The 22,526-nt window shown below is 44.6% G+C and carries 24 protein-coding genes; 17 read left to right on the top strand and 7 right to left on the bottom strand.

What is annotated here, in order from left to right:
* Positions 1 to 93: 93 nt before the first annotated feature.
* From AU387_RS05290 to AU387_RS05270, 5 genes are all read left to right on the top strand, one after another.
* Entirely contained in the window at positions 94 to 555 is a 462-nt protein-coding gene (locus tag AU387_RS05290; protein WP_059335123.1) for a hypothetical protein, read from the top strand.
* Between the two features lie 187 nt (positions 556 to 742).
* A complete protein-coding gene (locus tag AU387_RS05285; protein WP_059292371.1) occupies positions 743 to 1,309 on the top strand; it encodes an isochorismatase family protein in 567 nt (188 codons plus the stop codon).
* Positions 1,306 to 2,667: an MFS transporter gene (locus tag AU387_RS05280; protein ID WP_059335122.1), complete on the top strand. Its 1,362-nt coding sequence runs from the start codon at positions 1,306 to 1,308 to the stop codon at positions 2,665 to 2,667. Before AU387_RS05285 ends, AU387_RS05280 begins: the two co-directional genes overlap by 4 nt.
* 181 nt (positions 2,668 to 2,848) lie before the next feature.
* Positions 2,849 to 4,321 (top strand): allantoin permease, encoded by a 1,473-nt coding sequence (pucI, locus tag AU387_RS05275; RefSeq protein WP_044160377.1) that lies wholly within the window; start codon positions 2,849 to 2,851, stop codon positions 4,319 to 4,321.
* 100 nt (positions 4,322 to 4,421) lie between these two features.
* Entirely contained in the window at positions 4,422 to 5,828 is a 1,407-nt protein-coding gene (locus AU387_RS05270; protein ID WP_059335121.1) for a right-handed parallel beta-helix repeat-containing protein, read from the top strand.
* A gap of 97 nt (positions 5,829 to 5,925) precedes the next feature.
* On the opposite strand, the gene AU387_RS05265 is transcribed toward AU387_RS05270, so the two are convergent.
* Both AU387_RS05265 and AU387_RS05260 read right to left on the bottom strand, forming a co-directional pair.
* Complete coding sequence (locus AU387_RS05265) at positions 5,926 to 7,122, bottom strand: MFS transporter (RefSeq protein ID WP_059335120.1); 1,197 nt, start codon at positions 7,120 to 7,122, stop codon at positions 5,926 to 5,928.
* A gap of 20 nt (positions 7,123 to 7,142) precedes the next feature.
* Positions 7,143 to 7,556 (bottom strand): MarR family winged helix-turn-helix transcriptional regulator, encoded by a 414-nt coding sequence (locus AU387_RS05260; RefSeq protein WP_044159667.1) that lies wholly within the window; start codon positions 7,554 to 7,556, stop codon positions 7,143 to 7,145.
* Positions 7,557 to 7,780: 224 nt separating this feature from the next.
* Between AU387_RS05260 and AU387_RS21030 the strand changes: the two genes are divergently transcribed.
* From AU387_RS21030 to flhP, 5 genes are all read left to right on the top strand, one after another.
* Entirely contained in the window at positions 7,781 to 7,891 is a 111-nt protein-coding gene (locus AU387_RS21030) for a protein usd (RefSeq protein WP_082687840.1), read from the top strand.
* Between the two features lie 14 nt (positions 7,892 to 7,905).
* On the top strand, positions 7,906 to 8,187 hold the full coding sequence (spoIIID, locus tag AU387_RS05255; RefSeq protein WP_010332180.1) for a sporulation transcriptional regulator SpoIIID: 282 nt from the start codon (positions 7,906 to 7,908) through the stop codon (positions 8,185 to 8,187).
* A 178-nt stretch (positions 8,188 to 8,365) separates the two neighbouring features.
* Positions 8,366 to 9,367 carry a cell shape-determining protein Mbl gene (mbl, locus tag AU387_RS05250; protein ID WP_010332179.1) on the top strand — a complete coding sequence of 334 codons (1,002 nt, stop codon included), beginning with the start codon at positions 8,366 to 8,368 and terminating at the stop codon, positions 9,365 to 9,367.
* Positions 9,368 to 9,526: 159 nt separating this feature from the next.
* Positions 9,527 to 10,339 (top strand): flagellar hook-basal body complex protein FlhO, encoded by an 813-nt coding sequence (gene flhO, locus AU387_RS05245; protein WP_024123119.1) that lies wholly within the window; start codon positions 9,527 to 9,529, stop codon positions 10,337 to 10,339.
* Between the two features lie 32 nt (positions 10,340 to 10,371).
* A complete protein-coding gene (flhP, locus tag AU387_RS05240) occupies positions 10,372 to 11,181 on the top strand; it encodes a flagellar hook-basal body complex protein FlhP (RefSeq protein ID WP_059335119.1) in 810 nt (269 codons plus the stop codon).
* A gap of 21 nt (positions 11,182 to 11,202) precedes the next feature.
* On the opposite strand, the gene rapD is transcribed toward flhP, so the two are convergent.
* The gene (gene rapD, locus AU387_RS05235; protein WP_044159660.1) at positions 11,203 to 12,267 is read right to left on the bottom strand and encodes an aspartate phosphatase RapD; all 1,065 of its coding nucleotides are present in this window, start codon (positions 12,265 to 12,267) and stop codon (positions 11,203 to 11,205) included.
* Between the two features lie 193 nt (positions 12,268 to 12,460).
* Here rapD and fabZ point away from each other — a divergent pair, with 193 nt between their 5' ends.
* Positions 12,461 to 12,886: a 3-hydroxyacyl-ACP dehydratase FabZ gene (gene fabZ / locus AU387_RS05230; RefSeq protein ID WP_024123116.1), complete on the top strand. Its 426-nt coding sequence runs from the start codon at positions 12,461 to 12,463 to the stop codon at positions 12,884 to 12,886.
* 72 nt (positions 12,887 to 12,958) lie between these two features.
* The gene (gene mscL, locus AU387_RS05225) at positions 12,959 to 13,351 is read left to right on the top strand and encodes a large conductance mechanosensitive channel protein MscL (protein ID WP_044159658.1); all 393 of its coding nucleotides are present in this window, start codon (positions 12,959 to 12,961) and stop codon (positions 13,349 to 13,351) included.
* A gap of 32 nt (positions 13,352 to 13,383) precedes the next feature.
* On the opposite strand, the gene blaOXA is transcribed toward mscL, so the two are convergent.
* Both blaOXA and AU387_RS05215 read right to left on the bottom strand, forming a co-directional pair.
* A complete protein-coding gene (gene blaOXA / locus AU387_RS05220) occupies positions 13,384 to 14,187 on the bottom strand; it encodes a class D beta-lactamase (RefSeq protein WP_059335117.1) in 804 nt (267 codons plus the stop codon).
* 53 nt (positions 14,188 to 14,240) lie between these two features.
* A complete protein-coding gene (locus AU387_RS05215; RefSeq protein WP_059335116.1) occupies positions 14,241 to 14,651 on the bottom strand; it encodes a YwpF-like family protein in 411 nt (136 codons plus the stop codon).
* A 175-nt stretch (positions 14,652 to 14,826) separates the two neighbouring features.
* On the opposite strand from AU387_RS05215, the gene AU387_RS05210 reads away from it, so the two are divergent.
* The 4 genes from AU387_RS05210 to AU387_RS05195 all read left to right on the top strand — a co-directional run bounded on the left by AU387_RS05210 (position 14,827) and on the right by AU387_RS05195 (position 17,495).
* The gene (locus AU387_RS05210; protein ID WP_059335115.1) at positions 14,827 to 15,210 is read left to right on the top strand and encodes a hypothetical protein; all 384 of its coding nucleotides are present in this window, start codon (positions 14,827 to 14,829) and stop codon (positions 15,208 to 15,210) included.
* Between the two features lie 77 nt (positions 15,211 to 15,287).
* Positions 15,288 to 15,629 (top strand): single-stranded DNA-binding protein SsbB, encoded by a 342-nt coding sequence (gene ssbB / locus AU387_RS05205; protein WP_044159651.1) that lies wholly within the window; start codon positions 15,288 to 15,290, stop codon positions 15,627 to 15,629.
* A 226-nt stretch (positions 15,630 to 15,855) separates the two neighbouring features.
* Positions 15,856 to 16,632, top strand: coding sequence for a transcriptional regulator GlcR (glcR, locus tag AU387_RS05200; RefSeq protein ID WP_044160375.1), 777 nt, complete (start codon positions 15,856 to 15,858; stop codon positions 16,630 to 16,632).
* Positions 16,633 to 16,637: 5 nt separating this feature from the next.
* Positions 16,638 to 17,495, top strand: coding sequence for a Cof-type HAD-IIB family hydrolase (locus AU387_RS05195; protein WP_059292380.1), 858 nt, complete (start codon positions 16,638 to 16,640; stop codon positions 17,493 to 17,495).
* 122 nt (positions 17,496 to 17,617) lie between these two features.
* On the opposite strand, the gene AU387_RS05190 is transcribed toward AU387_RS05195, so the two are convergent.
* Together AU387_RS05190 and AU387_RS05185 are read right to left on the bottom strand one after the other, a co-directional pair.
* Entirely contained in the window at positions 17,618 to 20,392 is a 2,775-nt protein-coding gene (locus AU387_RS05190; RefSeq protein ID WP_059335114.1) for a DEAD/DEAH box helicase, read from the bottom strand.
* The gene (locus AU387_RS05185) at positions 20,379 to 21,989 is read right to left on the bottom strand and encodes an SWIM zinc finger family protein (protein ID WP_059335113.1); all 1,611 of its coding nucleotides are present in this window, start codon (positions 21,987 to 21,989) and stop codon (positions 20,379 to 20,381) included. Before AU387_RS05185 ends, AU387_RS05190 begins: the two co-directional genes overlap by 14 nt.
* A gap of 203 nt (positions 21,990 to 22,192) precedes the next feature.
* Here AU387_RS05185 and AU387_RS20360 point away from each other — a divergent pair, with 203 nt between their 5' ends.
* A complete protein-coding gene (locus AU387_RS20360) occupies positions 22,193 to 22,336 on the top strand; it encodes a YwzD family small protein (protein WP_010332161.1) in 144 nt (47 codons plus the stop codon).
* Positions 22,337 to 22,526 lie beyond the last annotated feature (190 nt).

The raw sequence follows: 22,526 nt of genomic DNA, 5'->3' as shown, positions 1-22,526 counted from the left end.
TTTTTATGAGAAAAAAGGGAATTGACAATAAATAGAATTATATATAGTGTATTAAGTGTACTAGTTAATATAATACACTGAGGAGGGTGCGATATGAATAAAGGCAGCAGGCTGCTGAGAGCGTTAAGAAAGTCCATTCCGGCGACATTCCGATTGTTTTTGGCCTTTAATTTTTTTGTGTACGGCCTGGTGAAAGTGGTCATAGGGCAGTTTGGGGAAGTAACACCTGAAATTGCAGCTGCAGCGGGAAAGGGATTTACAATTGCGTGGACATTTTTCGGTTATTCCCATGTCTATGAAGTATTTATAGGCTTTGGAGAAATCATTGCTGCGGTTTTGCTGTTGATTCCAAGAACATCTGCGTTAGGCGCGGTTGTATTTATGCCGATTATTGTGAACGTCGTCATGATTAACTATTGTTTTGATATTGGCGTGCAGGATCTCAGTACGATATTAATGATCATGTGTTTGATTCTGCTTTGGATTGACCGCCGCAAATTCATGGGCATGTTTAATCAGCAGCCGATTAACGGCAGGCAGGTGACGAAGCTATGACAACTTTTATGATCGCGGTGCTTGCCGGTATGTTTGTGTGCACCACCTTTTATTTTTATATAAAAGAAAAATCGTGAGATAAGCGCTTCTTCTGAGAATTTCACAAGCGTCATGCAAGAATTCATGTGAAGTTGAAGAGTAAAATATGGAATGTGAGAAACACTAACAGCATCAGGAGGAAGCGCAAATGAACACACTTAACATTGATTTTCAAAACACAGCATTGGTTATCATTGATCTGCAAAAAGGAATCGTGCCAATAGATAAAAGCGGACAGGTTGTCCCGAATGCGAAAAAACTTATTGATGAATTCCGGAAACATAACGGCTTTATCAGCTTTGTGAATGTAGCCTTCCATGACGGAGCGGATGTGCTAAAGCCGGAAACGGATGAACAGGCGCAGGGAGGTTCAGGTGAAATGCCGGCGGATTGGGCGGAATTTGTTCCGGAAATCGGTGTGCAGGACGGAGATTACACTGTAACAAAACGGCAGTGGGGTGCATTCTTCGGCACGGATTTAGATTTACAGCTGAGACGCCGCGGCATTGACACGATTGTATTGTGCGGCATCGCGACGAACATCGGGGTGGAAAGTACGGCTCGCGAGGCCTTTCAGCTTGGCTATCAGCAGATTTTTATTACCGACGCGATGTCCACGTTCAGTGAGGAAGAACATGAAGCCACACTGCGCTTTATTTTTCCGAGAATCGGTAAATCGCGGACAACAGAAGAATTTTTATCTCAAGTGAAATGAAAATATCAAAAAAGAGCCGTGCTGTCTTTTTAACGGCGGTAGCTTCAGGAACGATGCTGAATCCGCTGAACTCGTCTATGATTTCTCTGGCGCTCCACAGCATCCAGCATGAGTTTCGCCTGTCGTTTACAACGGTTTCCTGGCTGATCTCCTCGTTCTATTTGGCGAGTGCTGTGGCCCAGCCCGTGACGGGAAAGCTTGGCGATTTGATTGGGCGCAAAAGTTTGTTTTTATTCGGGCTTATTCTTGTGGCGGTTTCTGCCATCGGGGCGCCGTTTGCGCCAACCTTTATGACATTATTGGTCATGCGGCTGTTTCAATCGGTGGGGAGCAGTGCGATTTATCCGTCGGGGGTCGGGCTGATACGAAGTCACATACATGAGCGTCAGGCTTCAGCCTTGGCGGTGCTGTCTATATTTGCGTCTGCAATGACGGCGCTGGGGCCTACAGTCGGCGGCTTTTTGATTGTGTGGGGCGGCTGGCCGGCGATTTTTATCGTCAATCTGCCGTTTATTATGCTCAGCTTCCTATTGGGGATGTACATGTTCCCGAAGGATCAGAAAAAAGGGGTGGGGATCAGAGCGGTTATCCGGCAGCTTGATGTTCCGGGAATCCTTTTGTTTGCCGGCGGGATCATTTTGCTTTTGTCCTTTTTGCTTTCATTCAGCACATCCCCGCATGCGTCAGAAGGTGTGATTGGTGTCATTCTGCTTGTCGCATTTGTCTGGCGTGAGCTGAAAACGGAGAAGCCGTTTATTGATGTCCGTTTGTTTAAAACGCAGCGAAGCCTGTCAGCGGTATACGTTCAGTTTATTTTACTCAATGTATTCTTCTACTGTTTATTTTTCGGCCTGCCGAGTTATTTTCAGGATGAAATGCATCTTTCTGTCCAAACGAGCGGTCTGTTTATGCTGTTCATGTCAGGAATGAGCATCGCTGTATCGCCCATTACAGGCAAGTGGATTGACCGATCGGGAGTCATCAAGCCGATTTTGGCGGGGGCGCTTCTGATGACGGCTGGCGCTGTACTCTTAACGGTCTTTTTTATCAGCGTTCCTGTCATCGGGAAAGGCTTGATCCTGTCGCTGCTCGGCATCGGTTACGGACTTGGAAACGTGGCGCTTCAGGCGGCGATGCTGAAAACGAGCCCTTCAGACATGGTGGGAACGACCTCGGGCCTGTTCCAAACGTGCCGTTACCTCGGCTCGATTTTATCCTCCGTGATTCTGGGCCTTCTGTTCGGTAAAGAGATAACAGCGGCTCATTTTGATATCATGGGAATGATCCTTATTGCTGTAGGCGCATTGAGTCTTTTCATGGCTTTGAGATTCACCGCCTTAATGAAAACAAGATCATGAGAAAAGAGACAGATATGCGAGTCTGTCTCTTTTTCTTGTTTAGGATGCTCAAAAATGAATAAAAGGATTGTGTATCATAGCTAATGTATTTGTCTGATTTTTCAGTTATATTACGTAACATATGATGTTAGAAAACAATACATATAACGGAAGATAGACAATGCTGAAAGGGGAGCCGGCTATGGAGTTAAAAGAGAGTCAGCAGCAATCAAACAGGCTGAGCAATGAGGATCTGCTGCCTTTAGGGCAGGAAAAACGCACTTGGAAAGCAATGAACTTTGCCTCGATCTGGATGGGGTGCATACATAATATACCGACCTACGCGACAGTGGGCGGATTAATTGCAATCGGGCTTTCACCGTGGCAGGTGATGGCGATCATTATTACGGCCTCGCTTATTTTGTTTGGCGCACTCGCCTTAAACGGGCATGCAGGGACAAAATACGGTCTGCCGTTTCCTGTGATTATCCGGGCTTCATATGGAATTTACGGCGCAAACATTCCGGCGCTTCTGAGGGCTTTTACAGCCATTATGTGGCTTGGCATTCAAACCTTTGCCGGAAGCACGGCGCTGAACATTTTGCTGTTAAATATGTGGCCCGGCTGGGGAGAGATTGGCGGGGAGTGGAATATTCTAGGCATTCACTTGTCTGGTTTCCTCTCTTTCGTATTCTTTTGGGCTGTGCATTTACTCGTATTGCACCACGGCATGGAATCGATTAAGCGTTTCGAGGTATGGGCAGGTCCTTTAGTATATGTGGTGTTTGGCGGCATGGTATGGTGGGCGGTCGATATAGCCGGAGGACTCGGGCCCATCTATTCGCAGCCTGGAAAATTTCATACGTTTTCAGAAACATTTTGGCCGTTTGCTGCCGGGGTCACCGGCATTATCGGCATTTGGGCGACGTTAATTTTAAACATACCTGATTTTACACGGTTTGCTGAAACGCAAAAAGAGCAGATTAAAGGCCAGTTTTACGGCTTGCCGGGAACCTTCGCATTATTTGCATTTGCCAGTATTACGGTGACCTCCGGTTCGCAGGTTGCTTTCGGCGAGCCGATTTGGGACGTGGTTGATATTTTGGCGAGGTTTGATAATCCTTATGTCATCGTATTATCTGTGATTACGCTCTGTATTGCCACCATATCAGTTAATGTCGCAGCAAACATTGTGTCTCCGGCCTATGATATTGCGAATGCGTTACCGAAATATATTAATTTTAAACGAGGCAGCTTTATTACAGCCCTGCTCGCTTTATTTACGGTTCCGTGGAAGCTCATGGAGAGCGCAACCAGTGTTTATGCGTTTCTCGGTTTAATCGGCGGCATGCTCGGTCCGGTGGCGGGCGTCATGATGGCTGATTACTTTATTATTCGCAAGCGGGAGCTTTCGGTTGATGACCTTTATTCCGAAACCGGACGGTATGTGTATTTTAAAGGGTATAACTACCGGGCATTCGCAGCTACGCTTTTAGGCGCACTGATCTCATTAATCGGAATGTATGTCCCCGCATTAAAAGGCTTATATGACATCTCATGGTTTGTAGGTGTGCTGACATCATTTCTTGTCTATATTGCTCTGATGCGGATTCACCCGCCGGTATCATCGGTTATTGGAAAGTATGATTCTGGGCAGGTGCGTCGAGCTGAATAAGAGCTTTAAGCAGGTAAAATGAATTTGAGATGGTTTTCCATAAATGGATAACTTATAATGATATAAGAAAATCCATTCTAAATAGAAATGAGAATCCAATATGAAAATATCATTTTTTATTTCTGCGGCAGCCGTTTTAACTGCTGTTATTATCGCTTTAACCTATGATAAGACGGCAGCAAATGAACAAGACTCAGTGAACTGCTTATATGTTTCTCCTGACGGCAATGATCAAAATGAAGGGACGAAAACAAAGCCATTTCGTACACTGGCGCATGCCGCTAAGGAAGCTGTTGCCGGAACAACTGTAATCATCCGGGAAGGCACGTATGATGAACCGCTTGATGTGAAGCATAGCGGCGCGGACGGGAAGCCTATCACGTTTCGAAACTATCAGGACGAGAAAGCAGTCATTACCGGGAAATCGATGACGAGCGCAGAATATGAAACGCCGTTAATCCGCATAGACAATAAACATTACATCACAATCAGCGGTTTAACGATTGAGAATCTCTCTGTTTCATCTGAAGAAGCAACCGCCATGGGAATTTATGTGACTGGGTCCAGCAGCCATATCACGATTAAGGATAATCATGTTCGGAATATAAAAACAACGGCGGATGAGGGCAATGCACACGGAATTGCGGTTTATGGGACGGGAAGCATGAAAGACATTAAGATTACGGATAATACCGTTGAAAAGCTGACACTCGGAGCGAGTGAAGCGGTTGTACTGAACGGAAACATTGACGGCTTTACGGTTGCAGGCAATCTGGTCCGTGATAATAACAATATTGGCATCGATCTTATCGGATATGAAGGAACGGCAGATCAAAACGATTATGTTCGAAACGGCGTCGTAGAAAACAATACTGTCTATCATCATTCAACTTTCGGAAATCCCGCTTATGGAGATGAGTACTCAGCCGGCGGAATATATGTCGACGGAGGACGCAATATTGACATAAGGAAAAACACGGTTTACAGAAACGATATCGGTATTGAAGCAACCTCTGAGCACAAAGGAAAATATGCTGAGGATATAAAGATTACCGACAACAAAGTGTACCAGAATGCGTACACGGGTATTTCAATCGGCGGATATGACAAAGAGCGTGGCGGCACCACCGGTTCTGTGATTGCTCACAACATTATTTTCCGCAACGATACAAAAGAGCTGTATGGCGGACAGCTATTGCTGCAGCACGATACAAAAAACAACGTAATAGAAAAGAACATCATGACGGCAAGTGATTCAAGGCTGTTTATTGCCAACGATTGGAAAACCAATGAAGGAAATACAGTCAATCATAACGTTTACCATAAGGAAGCAGGTAAGGACGGCTTATGGATGTGGAAAAAGACTGAATACGACTCGTTTTCATCCTATCAAAAAGCAACGAAAAATGATGTCGGCTCTATTTATGCAGATCCGATGTATCGTGACGAAGAGTCTTTTGATTTTACATTAGATCCGGATTCACCTGCGCGTCCGATTATTGAATGAATCATGAAAGAAGCGGCATTCTATTCCGTTCAACGGAGCAGAATGCCGTTTTTTTATGCAAAAAAAGACTGCCGGCAAACTCCGGCAGTCTGACAAGCTATTCTGCAATCGACACTTTTCCTTCAGGTTCGGCTACAGCCGTTTTTTTCTGGCTCCATGCATAGAGGAGAAGAGAAATCAGAACAAATAGACCCGCTGATAAGTAAATAGATGAGAAGCCTGCGGAAGCAACGAATAATCCGAACACATACGATCCAGCGGCAATTCCGCTGTCAAAGAACGTAAAGAACGTCGCTGTCGCAAATCCTGAACGGTGTGCCGGTGAATTTTGTATCGCCAGCGTTTGCATGCACGGCACGATTGAGCCGTATCCGAGCCCGATCACCGCTCCGGATAATAACAGCATCCAGCTGCTGTGCGTAAAGGCAAGCATGCAAAGTCCGACAGAGAAAATCAGGATTGAAGGGTAAATCACAATCCCCGGTCCGACTTTGTCGAACAGTTTGCCTGTAAACGGACGCGCGACCATCATCGTAACTGCAAAGCATACAAAGAAGTAGCCGCTGACATTTAATAGATCAATAGACTTAGCAAAAACGGACAAAAATGCCGTAACTGTTGAATAACAGAATGATATAAACAATCCTACAATCGCAATCTTAAGCGCGCCTTTTTCAAACATATCCGACAGAGAGAAGCGGAATACAGTCGTTCCGCTGCTGATGCTGTTTGGCACTTTAATGAGTAATGTAACAAACAGCCCGACAATCATAAACACCGCAAAAATTGTAAAGAAGACAGAGAAAGGCACAATTTTCACCAGGCTCAATCCGAGAAACGGACCGATAGCCATTGCGAGGTTCATAGACATGGCGAAGTATCCAAGCCCTTCGCCTCGGCGTTTAACCGGAATGATATCAGCTGCGATCGCGCCGGTTACAGTGGTTAAAATACTGAACCAGATTCCTTGGAAGAACCGCAATCCAAGCAGCAGATAGAAGTTATGAATTGGCAGGTAAAGAAAAGACGAAAGGGCAAAAATCGCCATCGATACAATCGCCATTCTCTTTTTCCCAAACCGTTCTATAATAGCTCCTGAAAAAGGACGTGTGAAAATGGCGGATAACAGGAACAGACTGATCAACAGCCCTCCCTGAGATTCAGTACCTCCCAGCTCCTGCATCATATAGATAGGCAGAACGGTCAAAAATGTATAAAAGAACACAAAAACAAACAAGTTCACGAGAACGACCATAATAAAATCTTTGGTCCAAATCGGTTCAGACTTTTTCAAATGTATGTCACTTCCTTAATTCATTGTTGTAAAAACAAACGAAATAAATGAGAAAACGCTTCTTTATCTTCATCACGGAAATCTGCAAGCAGTTCTTCCTCGAATTTCAGCATTTTCACATTGATTTCTTCGTATTTTTTCTCTGCTTCTTTTGTGAGGACAACGAGTTTTTCCCGTTTGTCTTCACCTTGCCGTCTCTGTACCCAGCCGTTTTCTTCAAGGCGTTTGATCGTCCGGGTCACCGTTGGCGCTTCCACATTTAAATAGGACCAAATCTCCTTTTGAGTCATTGGTCCGATCGTACGCAAACAATATAAAATTGACCATTGAGATGAGTAAAGGCCGAATGGCTCCAGCTGTTCATTGGCTTTTTTGGCAATCAGGCGGGCGCTTTGGTTGATTTGATGAATGAGGTGTCTGTTGACGTAGGTCATTTCGGTCTCCTTCTAAAAAAACTTACCTAAGTAACTAATTGCTTTTTTCATTTTACAGGAGCGATGAAAGGATGTAAAGATATAAATTTAGTGACGCGAAATAATTAGCCGAAGTCGAAAAGTTCGTTTCACCCCTTGTCCTTATTGAGTTTTTAGCATATTCCCGCAAGAATGCTAATACACTGTTACAAACCTAACAAAGAGAGTGTTTGAGGTGAGGGATCGTGGGCATATTTCACAAACTTACTTTTAAAACCATACAACAAAGAAGCTGCATAATGAATGACTCTTTACAGAATACGGATCTCATTTCACACTTCTCACATCCATTTTAGGGAGGTCGAGTGGTGTGCACGATTACATCAAAGAGCGAACAATCAAGATAGGAAAGTACATCGTGGAGACAAAGAAAACCGTTCGTGTCATTGCGAAGGAATTTGGTGTTTCCAAAAGTACAGTACACAAGGATTTAACAGAGCGTCTGCCTGAAATCAATCCTGACTTGGCAAACGAAGTGAAAGAAATACTCGATTATCATAAATCCATCAGGCATTTAAGAGGAGGAGAAGCAACAAAACTCAAGTATAAAAAGGATGAAATTCTTGAAGGAGAGCCCGTTCGCCAGCCATAATCACTCAGGACAAATCAACTGCATTGTCTTCCGGAAATCGTTTGCAGATCATCCGCAAAAATTTGTAAAGAACTTAATGTGCTTCCAACTTTTTTTCTATATTTTATGATAATATATATAATTAGGGCACAATGTGGATATTTACTGTGAAACAGATTTTCAAGGAGGATATAAATAGATGTTTGCAAGGGATATTGGTATTGACCTCGGTACTGCAAATGTACTGATCCATGTTAAAGGTAAAGGAATTGTTCTGAATGAACCTTCCGTAGTTGCACTTGATAAAAACAGCGGCAAAGTGCTGGCGGTTGGCGAAGAGGCAAGACGAATGGTTGGACGTACACCTGGGAATATTGTTGCGATTCGCCCGCTGAAAGACGGAGTTATTGCTGACTTTGAAGTAACAGAAGCAATGCTGAAACATTTTATTAACAAGCTGAACGTAAAAGGCCTGTTCTCAAAACCGCGCATGCTTATTTGCTGCCCGACGAATATTACATCAGTTGAGCAAAAAGCAATCAAAGAAGCAGCTGAAAAAAGCGGCGGTAAACATGTGTACCTTGAAGAAGAACCGAAAGTTGCCGCTATTGGCGCGGGTATGGAAATATTCCAGCCGAGCGGTAACATGGTTGTAGACATCGGAGGCGGGACGACGGATATCGCAGTCATCTCAATGGGCGATATTGTCACCTCCTCTTCTATTAAAATGGCTGGGGACAAGTTTGACATGGAAATCTTAAATTACATCAAACGCGAGTACAAGCTGCTGATCGGCGAACGTACTGCGGAAGATATTAAGATTAAAGTCGCAACAGTTTTCCCAGACGCACGTCACGAAGAAATTTCCATTCGCGGACGGGACATGGTTTCCGGTCTTCCAAGAACAATTACAGTAAACAGCAAAGAAGTAGAAGAAGCCCTTCGTGAATCTGTAGCTGTTATTGTGCAGGCAGCGAAACAAGTGCTTGAAAGAACACCGCCTGAACTGTCCGCTGATATCATTGACCGCGGCGTTATCATTACCGGCGGAGGCGCGCTCTTAAACGGCCTCGACCAGCTGCTCGCTGAAGAGCTGAAGGTTCCGGTGCTTGTCGCTGAAAATCCAATGGATTGTGTGGCGGTCGGCACAGGTGTTATGCTTGATAATATGGACAAGCTTCCTAAACGCAAACTAAGCTGATCACTCAAACCTCATTCTGAAAAAGAATGGGGTTTTTTTATGAAAACTCTTCACGAATTGATGGGAAATGCCGATAATAGGATAAAATACTTATTTGTATTATAGAACGAATGTTCCTACATGACAACTGGAAAAAATGCCATTTTAGAGGTGGAAAACTTGTTAAAAGGATTATATACCGCAACTTCCGCAATGATTGCCCAGCAGCGCAGAACGGAAATGCTTTCAAATAATATCGCAAACGCAAATACATCCGGATATAAAGCAGAACAAGGCTCGATGCGCGCGTTCCCTGAGATGCTTCTCAGCAGAATTGAAGCAAAATCTCCGGCCGGCACATCGAAAACAGAAATCGGTTCCGTTAATACCGGTGTATATATGCAGGAGCTTAAGCCTCTTTTCACACAGGGAAGCCTTAAGTCGACGGATCAGCCTACAGACATCACATTGATTGAAAATCAAGTTCCGGTAAATGCAGAAACAAATGAAAATGCGGCCCTTTTTTATCCGGTTCAAACGGCGAATGGGGTCCGTTATTCCAAAAGCAGCACGTTTTCTTTAAATGAGAACAATCAGCTGACAATCAACGGAAATACCATTTTATCAACGACAGGACAGCCGATTACGGTCGATAATGAAAATTTCACTGTGTCTGAAAACGGTACTGTTACTGCGAACGGACGGACAGCCGGACAGATTGATGTCAGAATGGCAGAGGACGTCAGAAATCTAAAAAAAGATGGCAATGATTTGTACAGCACGGCTGACGGAAATGACCTGCCGAGTGCGGCTGGCAATAACCAAGTATCCTATTCATTAAAACAAGGCGTTTCTGAGCTTTCGAATGTTGATGTAACGAGCGCCTATACAGAAATGACTGAAGCGTACAGATCGTTTGAAGCAAACCAGAAGGTCATTCAAGCGTATGACAAAAGTATGGACAAAGCAGCCAATGAGATCGGAAAAATATAAGATAACGGAAGAAAAAACGGGGGACATCAACTATGCTCAGGTCAATGCTAACGGCATCAACAACCTTAAACCAGCTGCAGCAGCAGATTGACACAATCAGCAGCAACCTTTCCAACAGCAACACAACCGGCTATAAGGCTAAGGATACGAATTTCTCTGAGCTCGTCAGACAGCAATTCGATCAGGTTGATGAAAAAAATGAAGAAGTGGCACAATCCCGAAAAACGCCGCCCGGCTTGCGCCTTGGCGTCGGAGCGATGATGAATTCACGGCTCGTATCCGATCAAGGAAGCATTAAGAAGACGGAGCGCGATCTGGATATCGCTTTTACGTCTCCTTACCAATACCTCCAGGTGAACGTGAATGGCAATCGCCAGTATACGAGGGACGGAGCGCTTTATTTTTCGCCTTCCGCTGATAATGCCAACCAGCTTCAGCTCGTGACAGGCAACGGTCATCCCGTGCTTGATGAAAACGGCAATGCAGTAAACATAGACAGCTCAATGAAAAAAATCACGATCAATGAAAACGGGACCTTAACCGCATCTAACGGGAATACGGTGCAGCGGTTTAATCTCGGGGTTGTCCAAGTGAACAATCCTCAAGAGCTGAAATCCGAAGGGAATAATTTTTTCTCCATTGATAATGCAGCAGCCTTTGAAGAGCTGAATGGCGCAAACAGACAAACCATCGGCATGCAGCAGGGTGCGCTTGAGATGTCTAATGTGGATATTTCTAAGCAAATGACAGATTTGATTGCGTCTCAGCGTTCTTATCAGCTGAACAGCAGAACGATCACAATGGGTGATCAGATGCTCGGTTTGATTAATTCTGTCAGATAATAGAGAGATAGGCGTTTTCAATCAGCCGCGCATAATAAAAAAGGCGGCTTTTTCGAAATCGTCCTTTTTTTTGTAGTATTCCGTGATGTCCTCCAAAAGCACCTCTAAATCCACCCAAGCTTCGATTTTTTCTAGTTCAAGCACATATTCAAGCAAGGTATCATAAGGATCTTCAGCAGACGTATAGAGCGCTTCAAGTGTTTTTAGTTTCAATTGAATTGTTTGAATGTTTACCTTTTCAGATAATTCTTTCCCTTTTTGCAAAACCGCTTTTCCTTCTGAGATCTTTTCTGTTTTAAAAAGAGCCCTGACGGATTCATACACGCAGTGCAGATAGGATACTGGAGAATTGGTTTCAAATTCATGATTCTTCAATACCTTTTTAAAGTAGAGAAGCGCTTCATGGTCTTTCTTTTCGGTTGCTTTTAAAAAGCCCAAATTATAATAAGCGTGGCACAGCAGATTATCGTCATTTACCTGCTGGGTTTTCCTGATAATTTCTTTGAAAAGCTGTTCAGCCTCATCATAGCGCTCTTGATCAATATAGTTTACAGCGAGGAGCAGTTTGCAGCTGATCACCTTTTTGACATAGCCGAATTGATGCAAGTAGATATTTAATGCTTTTTCAACATATTGGATGGAAAGCGGCGGTGATTTCATCAAGTAATAGGCGCCGGCGGTTTGATAATAAAAGTCAGCGGCTTCAAATGCGTTTTGAATCGCGTGCAGGTGCTGCTCAGCTTTTTTAAAACCATTCACCGCATGCTTCGGAGCGGTTTTGACCATTTCATATAATCCTGAGAAAAAATGCAGATAATATTTCAATTCATCATCCATTTTGTCTTCCTGTTCATATAATTCATGGAATAATGGATCCAGCCCGTCCTGGTTTTCAAAAAGGAGCTGATGGCGTGCGAGGAACAATTGATAACGCATCCAAAGTTTTGTGTTCTTTTTAAGTTTCGGAAGGTGCTGGTCGATTTTCTCTTTAAGCGCTGCTGCGTCATCCATTTTACGTTTGCCAATAGCGGTATACCACTCGTTTAACATTTTTTGAATTCTTTTTTCAATAAACTTCGAAATCATTTTCCTACCTCTTTGCTAATGGTAAAATCTATAATTATCATATCACAACTTTTGACGGTCCTCATTGACAGTTGGTTACACTTTGGGCGCCGGTTGAAAAAGAGGTTCATTCATAATATACTTTTCAAATGTACAGATTAGATCATACATGATTGCTATACATACTAACGCAGATGAAGGAGATGTCAAGAGAATGCTTGATACTCAGCAAATTAAAGAAATTATTCCTCACCGCTATCCGTTTTTGCTCGTAGACCGGATTACGGAAGTTGAAGAGGGCAAACGGGCAAAAGGCTATAAAAATGTAACTGCTAATGAAGAGTTCTTTAACGGACATTTTCCACAGTATCCGGTGATGCCCGGCGTATTAATTGTAGAAGCGCTTGCTCAAGTCGGGGCTGTTGCGATGCTGATTAAAGAAGAAAACCGCGGCAGATTGGCGTTTTTTGCAGGCATTGACAATTGCCGGTTTAAAAAACAAGTGAAACCTGGTGACCAGCTTCACCTTGAGGTGGAAATCACTCGTGCGAGAGGCACAATCGGGCGCGGAAAAGGCGTTGCCAAAGTTGACGGCGAAGTGGTTTGCGAAGTTGAACTGACTTTTGCCCTCGGCGAGTAAGTGAAAAGAGACAGATGGGCAGCGGCACATTTGTCTTTTTTTCTTTTAAAACAAAAAAAGCAGGTGATTTGTATGTGGAAAGAGTTTAAGACCTTTGCCATGCGCGGGAACATTGTTGACCTTGCGATTGGTGTTGTAATAGGGGGCGCGTTCGGTAAGATCGTCACATCGCTCGTTAATGATATCATTATGCCTTTAGTTGGCTTGCTTCTGGGCGGGCTTGATTTTTCGGGGCTGTCCTTTACATTCGGTGATGCGGTCGTCAAATACGGCAGCTTCATTCAAACCATTGTGAATTTCTTAATCATATCGTTCTCTATTTTTATTGTGATTCGGACTTTGAATCAATTAAAGCGCAAGAAAGAAGCGGAAGAAGAGACTGAGGCGGAAGCGGCAGATGCGCAAGAGGAGCTGCTGAAAGAAATCAGAGATCTGCTGAAGCAGCAAACAAGGTCACCGGAATAAAAAAAGACTGCCGTCTGAGACGGCGGTCTTTTTTATGGCAGAACATATTTCTTCAAAATGTCCATTGTCATGCTTTTCGCGTCTGTGCCGGTGCCGTCAATGTTCGTCACGAAACTGTACACTCCGTTTTCGGTTTTGACAAAGCCTGCATACCAGCCGATGCCTGAGCCTGAACCGGTTTTTGCATAAAGCGTATAATGATCCTCATCTTCCTGAATCATCATCCGCTTCACTGTCTTCATTACGCTTTTATCAAATGGCAGTTTTTCTTTGTATAAGGCTTCCATAAAGTCCGTTTGTTCCAGAGGAGAAATCTTTAGCGTGCTGCTCAGCCAAAATTGGTCAATACCGCCGCTGATATCTTGATTGCCGTACGCTATTTTATCAATCCATTCCTTCATTCGCTCTTCTCCGATGTCTCGGGCCATCGCTTGATAGTACCAAACAACGGAGTATCTCATGGCAGATCCTAGCGTGTGATCCTGATTCCATACGTCGAGCTCACGTTTTACACCGTCCCAGTATTTGATGTCATATTCATCTTTAACGGCGCCTGTTTGTAATCCAATCAGCGCATTTGGGACTTTAAAAGTCGATTGCGGCGCAAATCTTTGTGTCGCGCGTTGATCGCCGTAGACGAATGTTTTTTCGTTTTTCAGATCACGTAAGATAAAAGTTCCGTCGTGATCAGTGAAAAATTCATCTACATTCATCTTCTTTAGATTGGGACGCTTCTCGGCAGCAACAGCTTCTCTAGGTGTTTGCAAACTTGATGTCAAAAGGACAGCTGCGCCGATAAGTGATAAAACAACCGCTTGAATTTTTCGCTTATTCATACGTGTCACCTCAGCAAATGTAAAATAAGAGAGGGGGTGATTTCCACTCTCTTTTATATCTTCTGCTTAAACGCCTCGATCAGCTGCGCTCCTGTATAGCCCTCTTTTACAAGAGATTCCAGAATGGTTTCAGTGCCTTGCTGTTTTCTTGTCACCATTTGTCCGTAAATTAAAACCGAGATGCTTTCTTCCAGTTCAGCAATATTCTTCACAGCTGCAGTCAGCTGGGCGGGGCGGTTGCTTTTTTTCGTAATCGTCACAAACACTTTAACTTCAGCTTGTTTTTTTTGAAGCTGGTCAAAAAAAGACAAGTGCTCCTTCGGAACAAGCGCTTCAATCAGCCAGTGATTTTCGCCGTCTTCTTTATTGATAATCAGTCCGTCAATAAGGGGAAACTGTTCAATTGACTTTTCTTCCTTGTCCACCCGTTCCACGTTCAGGTCAACCAGTTTAAAGGTTTTCATTTTTATCTCACCCCATTTACTTACAAAGAATTCTTAAAATGAATTATAACACATATTCATTTTTCCGTGAAAACGCTGTAATGCTGAGGATAATTTATTTTGTACTGGTACAACATTTAATAATTTCTATTTTTTCATTATACTGTAACTGACTATGGATTACGGAGAGGTGTGTATGAATCGATTTCATTTAAAGGAAATTTATATTGACGGCACTTCGGCGGATCAGCGTTTGATTCAAACGAACGAAGCTTATATGTTAAGCCGTAAAGATATTTTTGAGGTTCATCTATATAGGAAAGAGAGGATGATTTTTTTATACGAAACTTATGATGGGATGGAACAGTACAAAATCCAGCTGTCGCTCCCGGAAAAGAAACTCAGCTTTCAGTGGTTTGCATGGGACGGCTCTTCTTATGTCTGTATGAATACGCAGCATTGGCTGACATCTAAATTGTTTTTCCGGTTTTTAAAAAATACATATTTCTTTAGAGGGAAAAAACAAAAGCTGTTTTTAGCTGAGGGAAAAATGAAAACGAAAGATAAAAACAGAGGCTGAAATGAGATTTTGAGCGTTTTTCTTTTCTCGTTGCATCGTCTACAATACGTGTAACCGCAAGGAGAGGAGGAATCGCAATGTTCAATCAGGTCATGCTTGTCGGACGTTTAACAAAAGACCCTGAGCTTCGGTACACTTCTGCAGGCGCGGCAGTGACACACATTACGATTGCAGTTAACCGCAGCTTCAAAAATGCTTCAGGAGAAGTTGAAGCGGATTACGTCAATTGCACGCTTTGGAGAAAAACGGCCGAAAACACGGCGTTATATTGCCAAAAAGGCTCTCTCGTCGGCCTAAGCGGACGTATTCAGACAAGGAGCTATGAAAATGCGGAAGGTGTCAAAGTGTACGTAACTGAAGTGATGGCTGATACTGTTCGTTTTATGGACCCTAAACCTCGGGAAAAAGCTGCCGATTGACATCTCCCTGTTCCTCCCGCTTTAAATCCCATTCACGATTACTTTTCTTCGCATCATCCCCTCAGAATTGACCAGTCGACCAGACTGGTTTTTTCTTTCTGTTTGAGATAGGGAAAATTGGTTCTTATGATGCATTTTTACTTAATTTCACTTAATAATATTGATTGTTGATATACAAAAACTTATAATTACTTAAAGATAACGTCATATGAAAAGGAATGAGGGCGTGTACCAAGAAGAAAGATTAGTAGCGATTGTGGATTATCTAAAGGAGCATAACCGCATTACAACCGAGCAGATCTGTACGCTCCTTCAGGTGTCCAGAGATACAGCACGGCGGGATCTTGTGAAGCTGGAGGAACAGAATGCCATTATTCGCACAAGAGGCGGCGCCATTCTGCCGTCTGTGCACCAGAAAATTCAGGGGTATTCCGGCCGGCTGAAAACAGTGTCCGAGGAAAAAAACAAGATTGGCAAACTCGCCGCATCACTGATTCAAAATGGCGACCGGGTTATTTTAGATGCGTCTACAACTGTTCAGGCGTGCGCCAAGCACTTGAATGCAGACGACTGTACGGTTATCACTAACTCCATCAATCTCGCGGAAGTGCTCTCAGACAAAGAGGGTATTGAGATCTATCTTCTCGGAGGCAAGCTTGAAAAGGAGCACCGTTTCTTGTACGGCGCCTCTGTGATTGAAAAGCTTTCAAGCTATCACGTCGATAAAGCGCTGATCGGTGTTGTCGGCATTTCGGAACACGGCATTACGATCGCGCATGAAGAAGATGGGCTGGTGAAGCGAAAAATGATTCAGCAGGCCAAGCAGGTGATCGCCCTTGCGGATTATTCGAAGCTGGGAAGCACCAGTTTTTATCAGTACGCTGAGCTAAGTGAAATTGATCTCTTGATCACAGACCGGCTGCCCGATCAGGCGTTTTGCGACTTGCTTGATCTTAATGGGGTCGAACTTCTCGTGACAGAGCAGGATGAAAGAAAGGGCTGATAAACGTGAAATTGATTGCGATCGACTTAGACGGAACCTTGCTGAACAGCAAGCATCAAGTAAGCTCAGAAAATGAAAATGCTCTGCGGCAGGCGCAGCGGGACGGGATTGAGGTTGTTGTATCAACGGGACGCGCTTATTTTGATGTCGTGTCAATTTTTGAACCGCTCGGGATCAAAACGTGGGTCATCAGTGCGAACGGCGCTGTCATTCACGACCCTGACGGCAGGCTTTATCATTCGGAAACAATCGGTAAAAAACGGGCGTATGACATCCTCTCGTGGCTTGAGTCAGAAAACTATTATTATGAGGTTTTTACAGACTCAGCTATTTATACACCGCAAAACGGCAGGCAGCTCCTAGATGTTGAGCTTGACCGGGTCAAAAGTGCGAATCCAGAGGCTGACCTTTCTGTTCTGATGCAGGCAGCCGAGGTGCAATACAGTCAATCGGGCTTTGCTTATATCGACACGTTTCAAGAGCTATTTGAGGAGGATAAACAGATTGATTTTTACAACATTCTTGGCTTTTCTTTCTTCAAAGAAAAGCTGGAGGCCGGCTGGCAGAGATACCAGGGTGATAAAGGTCTGACACTTGTCAGCTCTGCTGATCATAACTTTGAGCTTTCCTCCAAAAAGGCATCCAAGGGGCAGGCGCTGGAAAGGCTGGCAAAGCGGCTTAACATCCCAATGAAGGAAACAGCAGCCGTGGGCGACAGCTTAAATGACAGATCCATGCTGGAGGCTGCCGGAAAAGGCGTAGCGATGGGCAATGCGCGGGAGGACATCAAAGCGATAGCCGACGCTGTAACCCTGACCAATGATGAACATGGCGTTGCCCATATGATTCGGCACTTGCTGTAAGGTTTATCTTTTGAAAAAAAGTGCATCCTGAACATAACCGGCGTAACGGATTCTGTGAAATTCGGCGTGACGGCGATGAACGGAAAAAAGCTGGCTCTTTTAAGGAGCCAGCTTTTTTGTGGTTATTGTGCCTGCGCTGAGGCGCTTAATGTGAATAATTCTTCGAGTTCATCTGTGGACAGCTCGGTAATCCAGTTTTCGCTTTGGATAATTTGGTCGTTCAGCGTTTGCTTCGTTTCAAGCATCATATCAATTTTTTCTTCAATTGTTCCTGTTGTAATCATTTTATGGACGTGGACAAACCGCTCCTGCCCGATGCGGTATGCCCGGTCAGTGGCTTGGTTTTCAACAGCCGGATTCCACCATCTGTCATAATGAATGACGTGATTGGCGGCTGTCAGATTGAGACCGGTGCCGCCCGCTTTCAGCGAAAGAATCAGTGTCGGGTATTCTTTCTTCTGAAATTTCTCAACGAGTGAATCGCGGTCTTGCTTAGAAAGACTCCCGTTCAAAAACTGCACAGGTTCGCCGAAGGTTTTTTCAAGCAATCGCTTCATCATGTTCCCCATTTGAATATATTGCGTGAAAATGAGACAGCTTTCGTTTTGGGCGCGGATCGCTGTCATCAGCTCAAGCAATTTTTCAAGCTTGACCGAACGTCCGGCCAGCAGTTCGGTTTGATCTTCCTTCAAATAAAGCGCGGGATGATCGCATATTTGTTTAAGCCGTCCGAGCATGCTGAGGATCAGTGCTTTTCGCTGCATGCCTGTCAGTGACGACATATGTTCAAAAGTGTCTTTCACCAGCTGCTCATAGAGAGACGCCTGTTCGGCTGACAGCGGAATAAATTCTTTTTGCTCCAGCTTGTCGGGAAGGTTTAATGCGACGTCCTCATCCCGTTTTGTCCGCCGCAGCAAAAACGGCCGGATTAATTGCTGAAGCTGTCCGATTCTTTTTTCGTCCCGGTCCTTTTCGATCGGCAATACATAGCGTTTATGGAAACCGGTCAGACTGCCAAGGTAGCCTTTATTCATGAAGTCGAAAATCGACCATAGCTCAGTCAAGCGGTTTTCCATCGGAGTTCCGCTCAGCGCGATATGGTGAATGCCCTTCAGCTTTCTGATTGCGCGTGATTGCTTCGTGTGCGCGTTTTTAATATTTTGTGCTTCGTCAAGACAAATTGTGTTCCATGTCACCGAAGAAAGCTCTTCAGAATCGGCATGCGACAGCCCGTAGGAGGTTAAGACAACATCCACGTTATCATAATAGCCGGAGAAGTCTTCTCCCTTCGGACGGCGCGGGCCGTAATGGAGAGCGACCGACAGATTGGGCGCGAAGGTTTGAAGCTCCCGCTGCCAGTTACCGAGGACGGATGTCGGCGCAATGATCAGATTCGGCGTGTTTTGCCGTCCGCTTTCCTTCACATGAAGAAAATATGCGATCATCTGAATGGTTTTCCCAAGCCCCATGTCATCGGCCAGACAGGCGCCAAAACCGCTTTGCCGCAGAAACAGCAGCCAGTTCATGCCGTATTTCTGATACGGGCGGAGCGTGCCTTGAAAGGAGGGGCTGACCTCATGCTCCGGCAGATTTTCCGCTGTTGTCAGCTTTCGAATCAGTGATCTGAGCTGTTTTGACAGGTCGAATTGAATACCGGCAAAAGCGGATGTATCCATGATGTCCGAGTCCTCAAGCCCGCCTTCCTGCTGATCCATCAGCTCTCGTGCCAGAATATCAGACATATGGAGCCCTTCTGATTCCGCTTTCTCCATCAGCCGTTTCATCTGTTTGATAAACTGCGGATCTATTTTCACCCATTGCCCGCGAATATTAACGAGGCGCCTGTTGCTCGCGACAAGCTCGTTAAATTCATCCTCTGTCAGCTCAATGCCGTTTGTCGCAAACCGCCAGTTAAAATCAAGCAGCGCATTCATGCCGACAAATGACTCGCCGCGCGGGGCGGAAGACACCTTTGCTTTAAGCATCATGCTGCTGTCTCTGACAATCTGCCACCAGGATGGCAGGAGGATTTCAACACCCATATCGACAAGCGTCTCACTTGCCTCTGACAGGAAAATCCAGGCTTCTTCCTCTGAAATCAACGTGGTGCCGGAATCAAATGACAGCCACGGAACCGTTCGATGAAAGCGGTCCTGCTCGCGTGCGATTTTATCGCTGTAGGCCTGCCACGATTTTTTGAGGCTCTTCAGCCCGTCAAAAAATACAACCGCGCCGCTCTTTTTATCGCGTAAAAACATTTCGATTTTCCAGTCATCACCGTCAAAGTCTGGTTCATTCAAGCGGAGGCCGACCGTAAACGGGGTTTGATCGTCAACCCAGCCGATGCCTTCGAGAAAATCCTCTTCATCCAGAAAATGTCCGCGAAATGTTGTGACGGCAGGTGATTTTTCTTTGATATTTTCCCATTTTTCCCGCAGTTCGTCGTCATATTGAATATAATCCTGCACCGCGGCTGAAAACCATTCCGCAGTAAAGCCATCCAGTATGCTGTCACGATCCTTCCAGCGGAAAACACCGTTTGTCCATGCTTCGTAGTCAGGCAGGAAATCGCCGTCCGCGATAAATTCGTAAATGGTGGACGCTGCCTCAATCAGCGGTTCCGTTTCTTCTGTGAGCTGCACGGAGCTGAATGAGTTGAACGAGTTTTTGCCGAGAAGCTCTACAGTCATCCATGGAGAAAGCAAAACCGCGGTTGTCCCGATGAAGCTGACATCCTCAAGGAAGGTTCCGTAAAATGAGGATTCGTGCCATTGAAACAAATGCTTTTTCATGTGGCTGTAGGGAAGGGGCTGCTCATTCTCATCAAAGGCTGAGAGCGTGAATGACCCGTCTTCCATTTGTTCGACGTGAATAAGTATTTCTTTAAGACTCGCCATCAATCAACTTTCCTTTCTGCAGTTCTTCTTGAAGGGCGCGCAGGCGCTTGTAATGTGAGCTCAGCTGCTGAATATAGCGTTCCCATACCTTCAGTTTTTTCGCTTTTTTGTAGAGCGTCCGCAGTTTTTTCAAATACCGGGCCGCTTCCTTGTAAGAGCTGCGGTTTTTCTGGTCGATAAAAAAGGCCACTTCTCTGTGGTAAGCGGGTATAAGGGCCTCGGGATCGCTCGCCGCGATTTCTTTGAGCATCGTTTTATCTATTTCATAAATTGAAAAGCCAACAAGGCTGTGGATTTCGATCCACTCGGCGTAACGCTTTTTCTCATACAAATGATGGCTGTATTCTGTGAAAGTATATGGCAGACAGCCTGCCGCATAGCGTTCAAACAGCGCCTGGTCATTGGTTTGCTTCACATACGCGTTCAGCAGAAGAAACAGCTCGCCAATTACGTCGCGAATTTCTTTAAACGGCTTATCCAGCTTCGTATAACCAATCGCAATCGATTCAATCCGGAGGTACCATGCTTTGAGCCGTTTCCAATCCTTTTTCGCGGTGATTTCACTCAGCCATTGGAACGTATACGGCAGCGCTTCCGGCGGAAATTGGTCGGTTTCCGCAAAAATCGCGTCATCATGTTTCTGCAAAAATTCTAAATGCAGACGCCCGAATTGCAATTCAGGAGAAAACCGCCGCCCGGCTTCTTTTTGCAGGATCTCTTGCTCACGCGCCACCCATTTCGGCCGCGGCAGCAGCGCGCTCCAAACTTCACCGAAAATGCGGATGCGTTCATATTGAAAAATATCTTTCTTCAATAAGAGATCCCGAATGACATCCGGCGTTTTCTCCAGAAAGGGATCGAGTGCAAACGACAGCGCGTACGTTTTTAATTTATCAATTGAGCTGTAGATCGTGTCCATCAGCTGTTCGACATAAGGATTGAGTGAATAAAAATCATGCTCGGGGTCCAGTTTTCCTTCTTCAATCAATGTAAACATGCGAAGCCACACCGCGATCGCTGAATGAATCTGATACAGGCTGTTCAGCTCCGGCTTGTTCGGCGCATGCTTTTTCAAAGCGGACAGATAGCCGTAATAGAGACCCTGCATGTTTTGGCTGCCTTCAGCCGTGCGTGCCTGCCAAAGAGAAAACTCTGAATCGAAAAAAGCAAGCCAGCTTGAAAGCGACTCTTCATTAGGCAGCACCTTCTCTTGGAACTGACGCCGGACGAGCTCTTTGCTTTCTTCGAGCTTTTCCCTCTCCAGCCAGTGCTCTGTAAAAGTTCCCACTCGTTCAAACATTGCATATACATATAAAAAAACAGCCAGCTTATGGCGGCAGATTCTCCCAGACGGACATGAACAGCCGCTTTTGGCTATGACAAATAAGTTCAATGTGACCCGCACAGGCACAACATCCTGCACGTAAGCCGTAACTTCCGTCGGACTCACTGCTTGTAAACGATAGACTGAATCCTGCCGATATAAAATAAGGGCTTTTTTGATCAGCTGAACATTTTCCTCGCTGTAAGGAAGAAGCTCTTTTAATTGTTCAGCCGATGCCAGCACATCGTCTTTAGAAATCATATTCTGAAGCATGATTATCGCTCCTAACCGAGTCACGTAATAAAAAGATCCAATTTCTCTATTATATCGCAACACAGCGGCATGAAAAAGTTTTTCCTAAAATAGGACATAAAAAATGGGAAGTGTCGAATGATGTATTAGAGATTGCAAAACGAGAGCCGGCATCATATAATAATCGTGTTTTCAACTTAATGGAAGCTGAAAGGAATAAAATGATGAGTGAAAAGAAATTAAATCAAGAAGAATTTCTGAAAATTTTGATGCATGCACATGATATTGGTGAGCAGTCATCTGAGATGACCACAAAGGAAATGCTTGAAAATTTGATTTCTCATATTAAAAATGGATACGCAACATAAAAATCCCGCAGGTTTTTGGCGGGATTTTTTTCTGAATAATGACCGGAAGGAGAAAAAGATTCAGCTCTGGCAAGACAATAAATAGAGCGCTTACATGATAGAAGCTGAAAAACTGTTTTTGTAAATTTTTGTCGAATATTGTCACGTGAAAAGATGGAGAAATGCTGTTTTAACGTTGTATAATCGTATG

It is taken from the genome of Bacillus halotolerans (assembly GCF_001517105.1).
Classification (GTDB): domain Bacteria; phylum Bacillota; class Bacilli; order Bacillales; family Bacillaceae; genus Bacillus; species Bacillus halotolerans.
The sequence above is the reverse complement of the archived record's forward strand: the minus strand, read 5'-3'. Positions and strand labels throughout refer to the sequence as shown.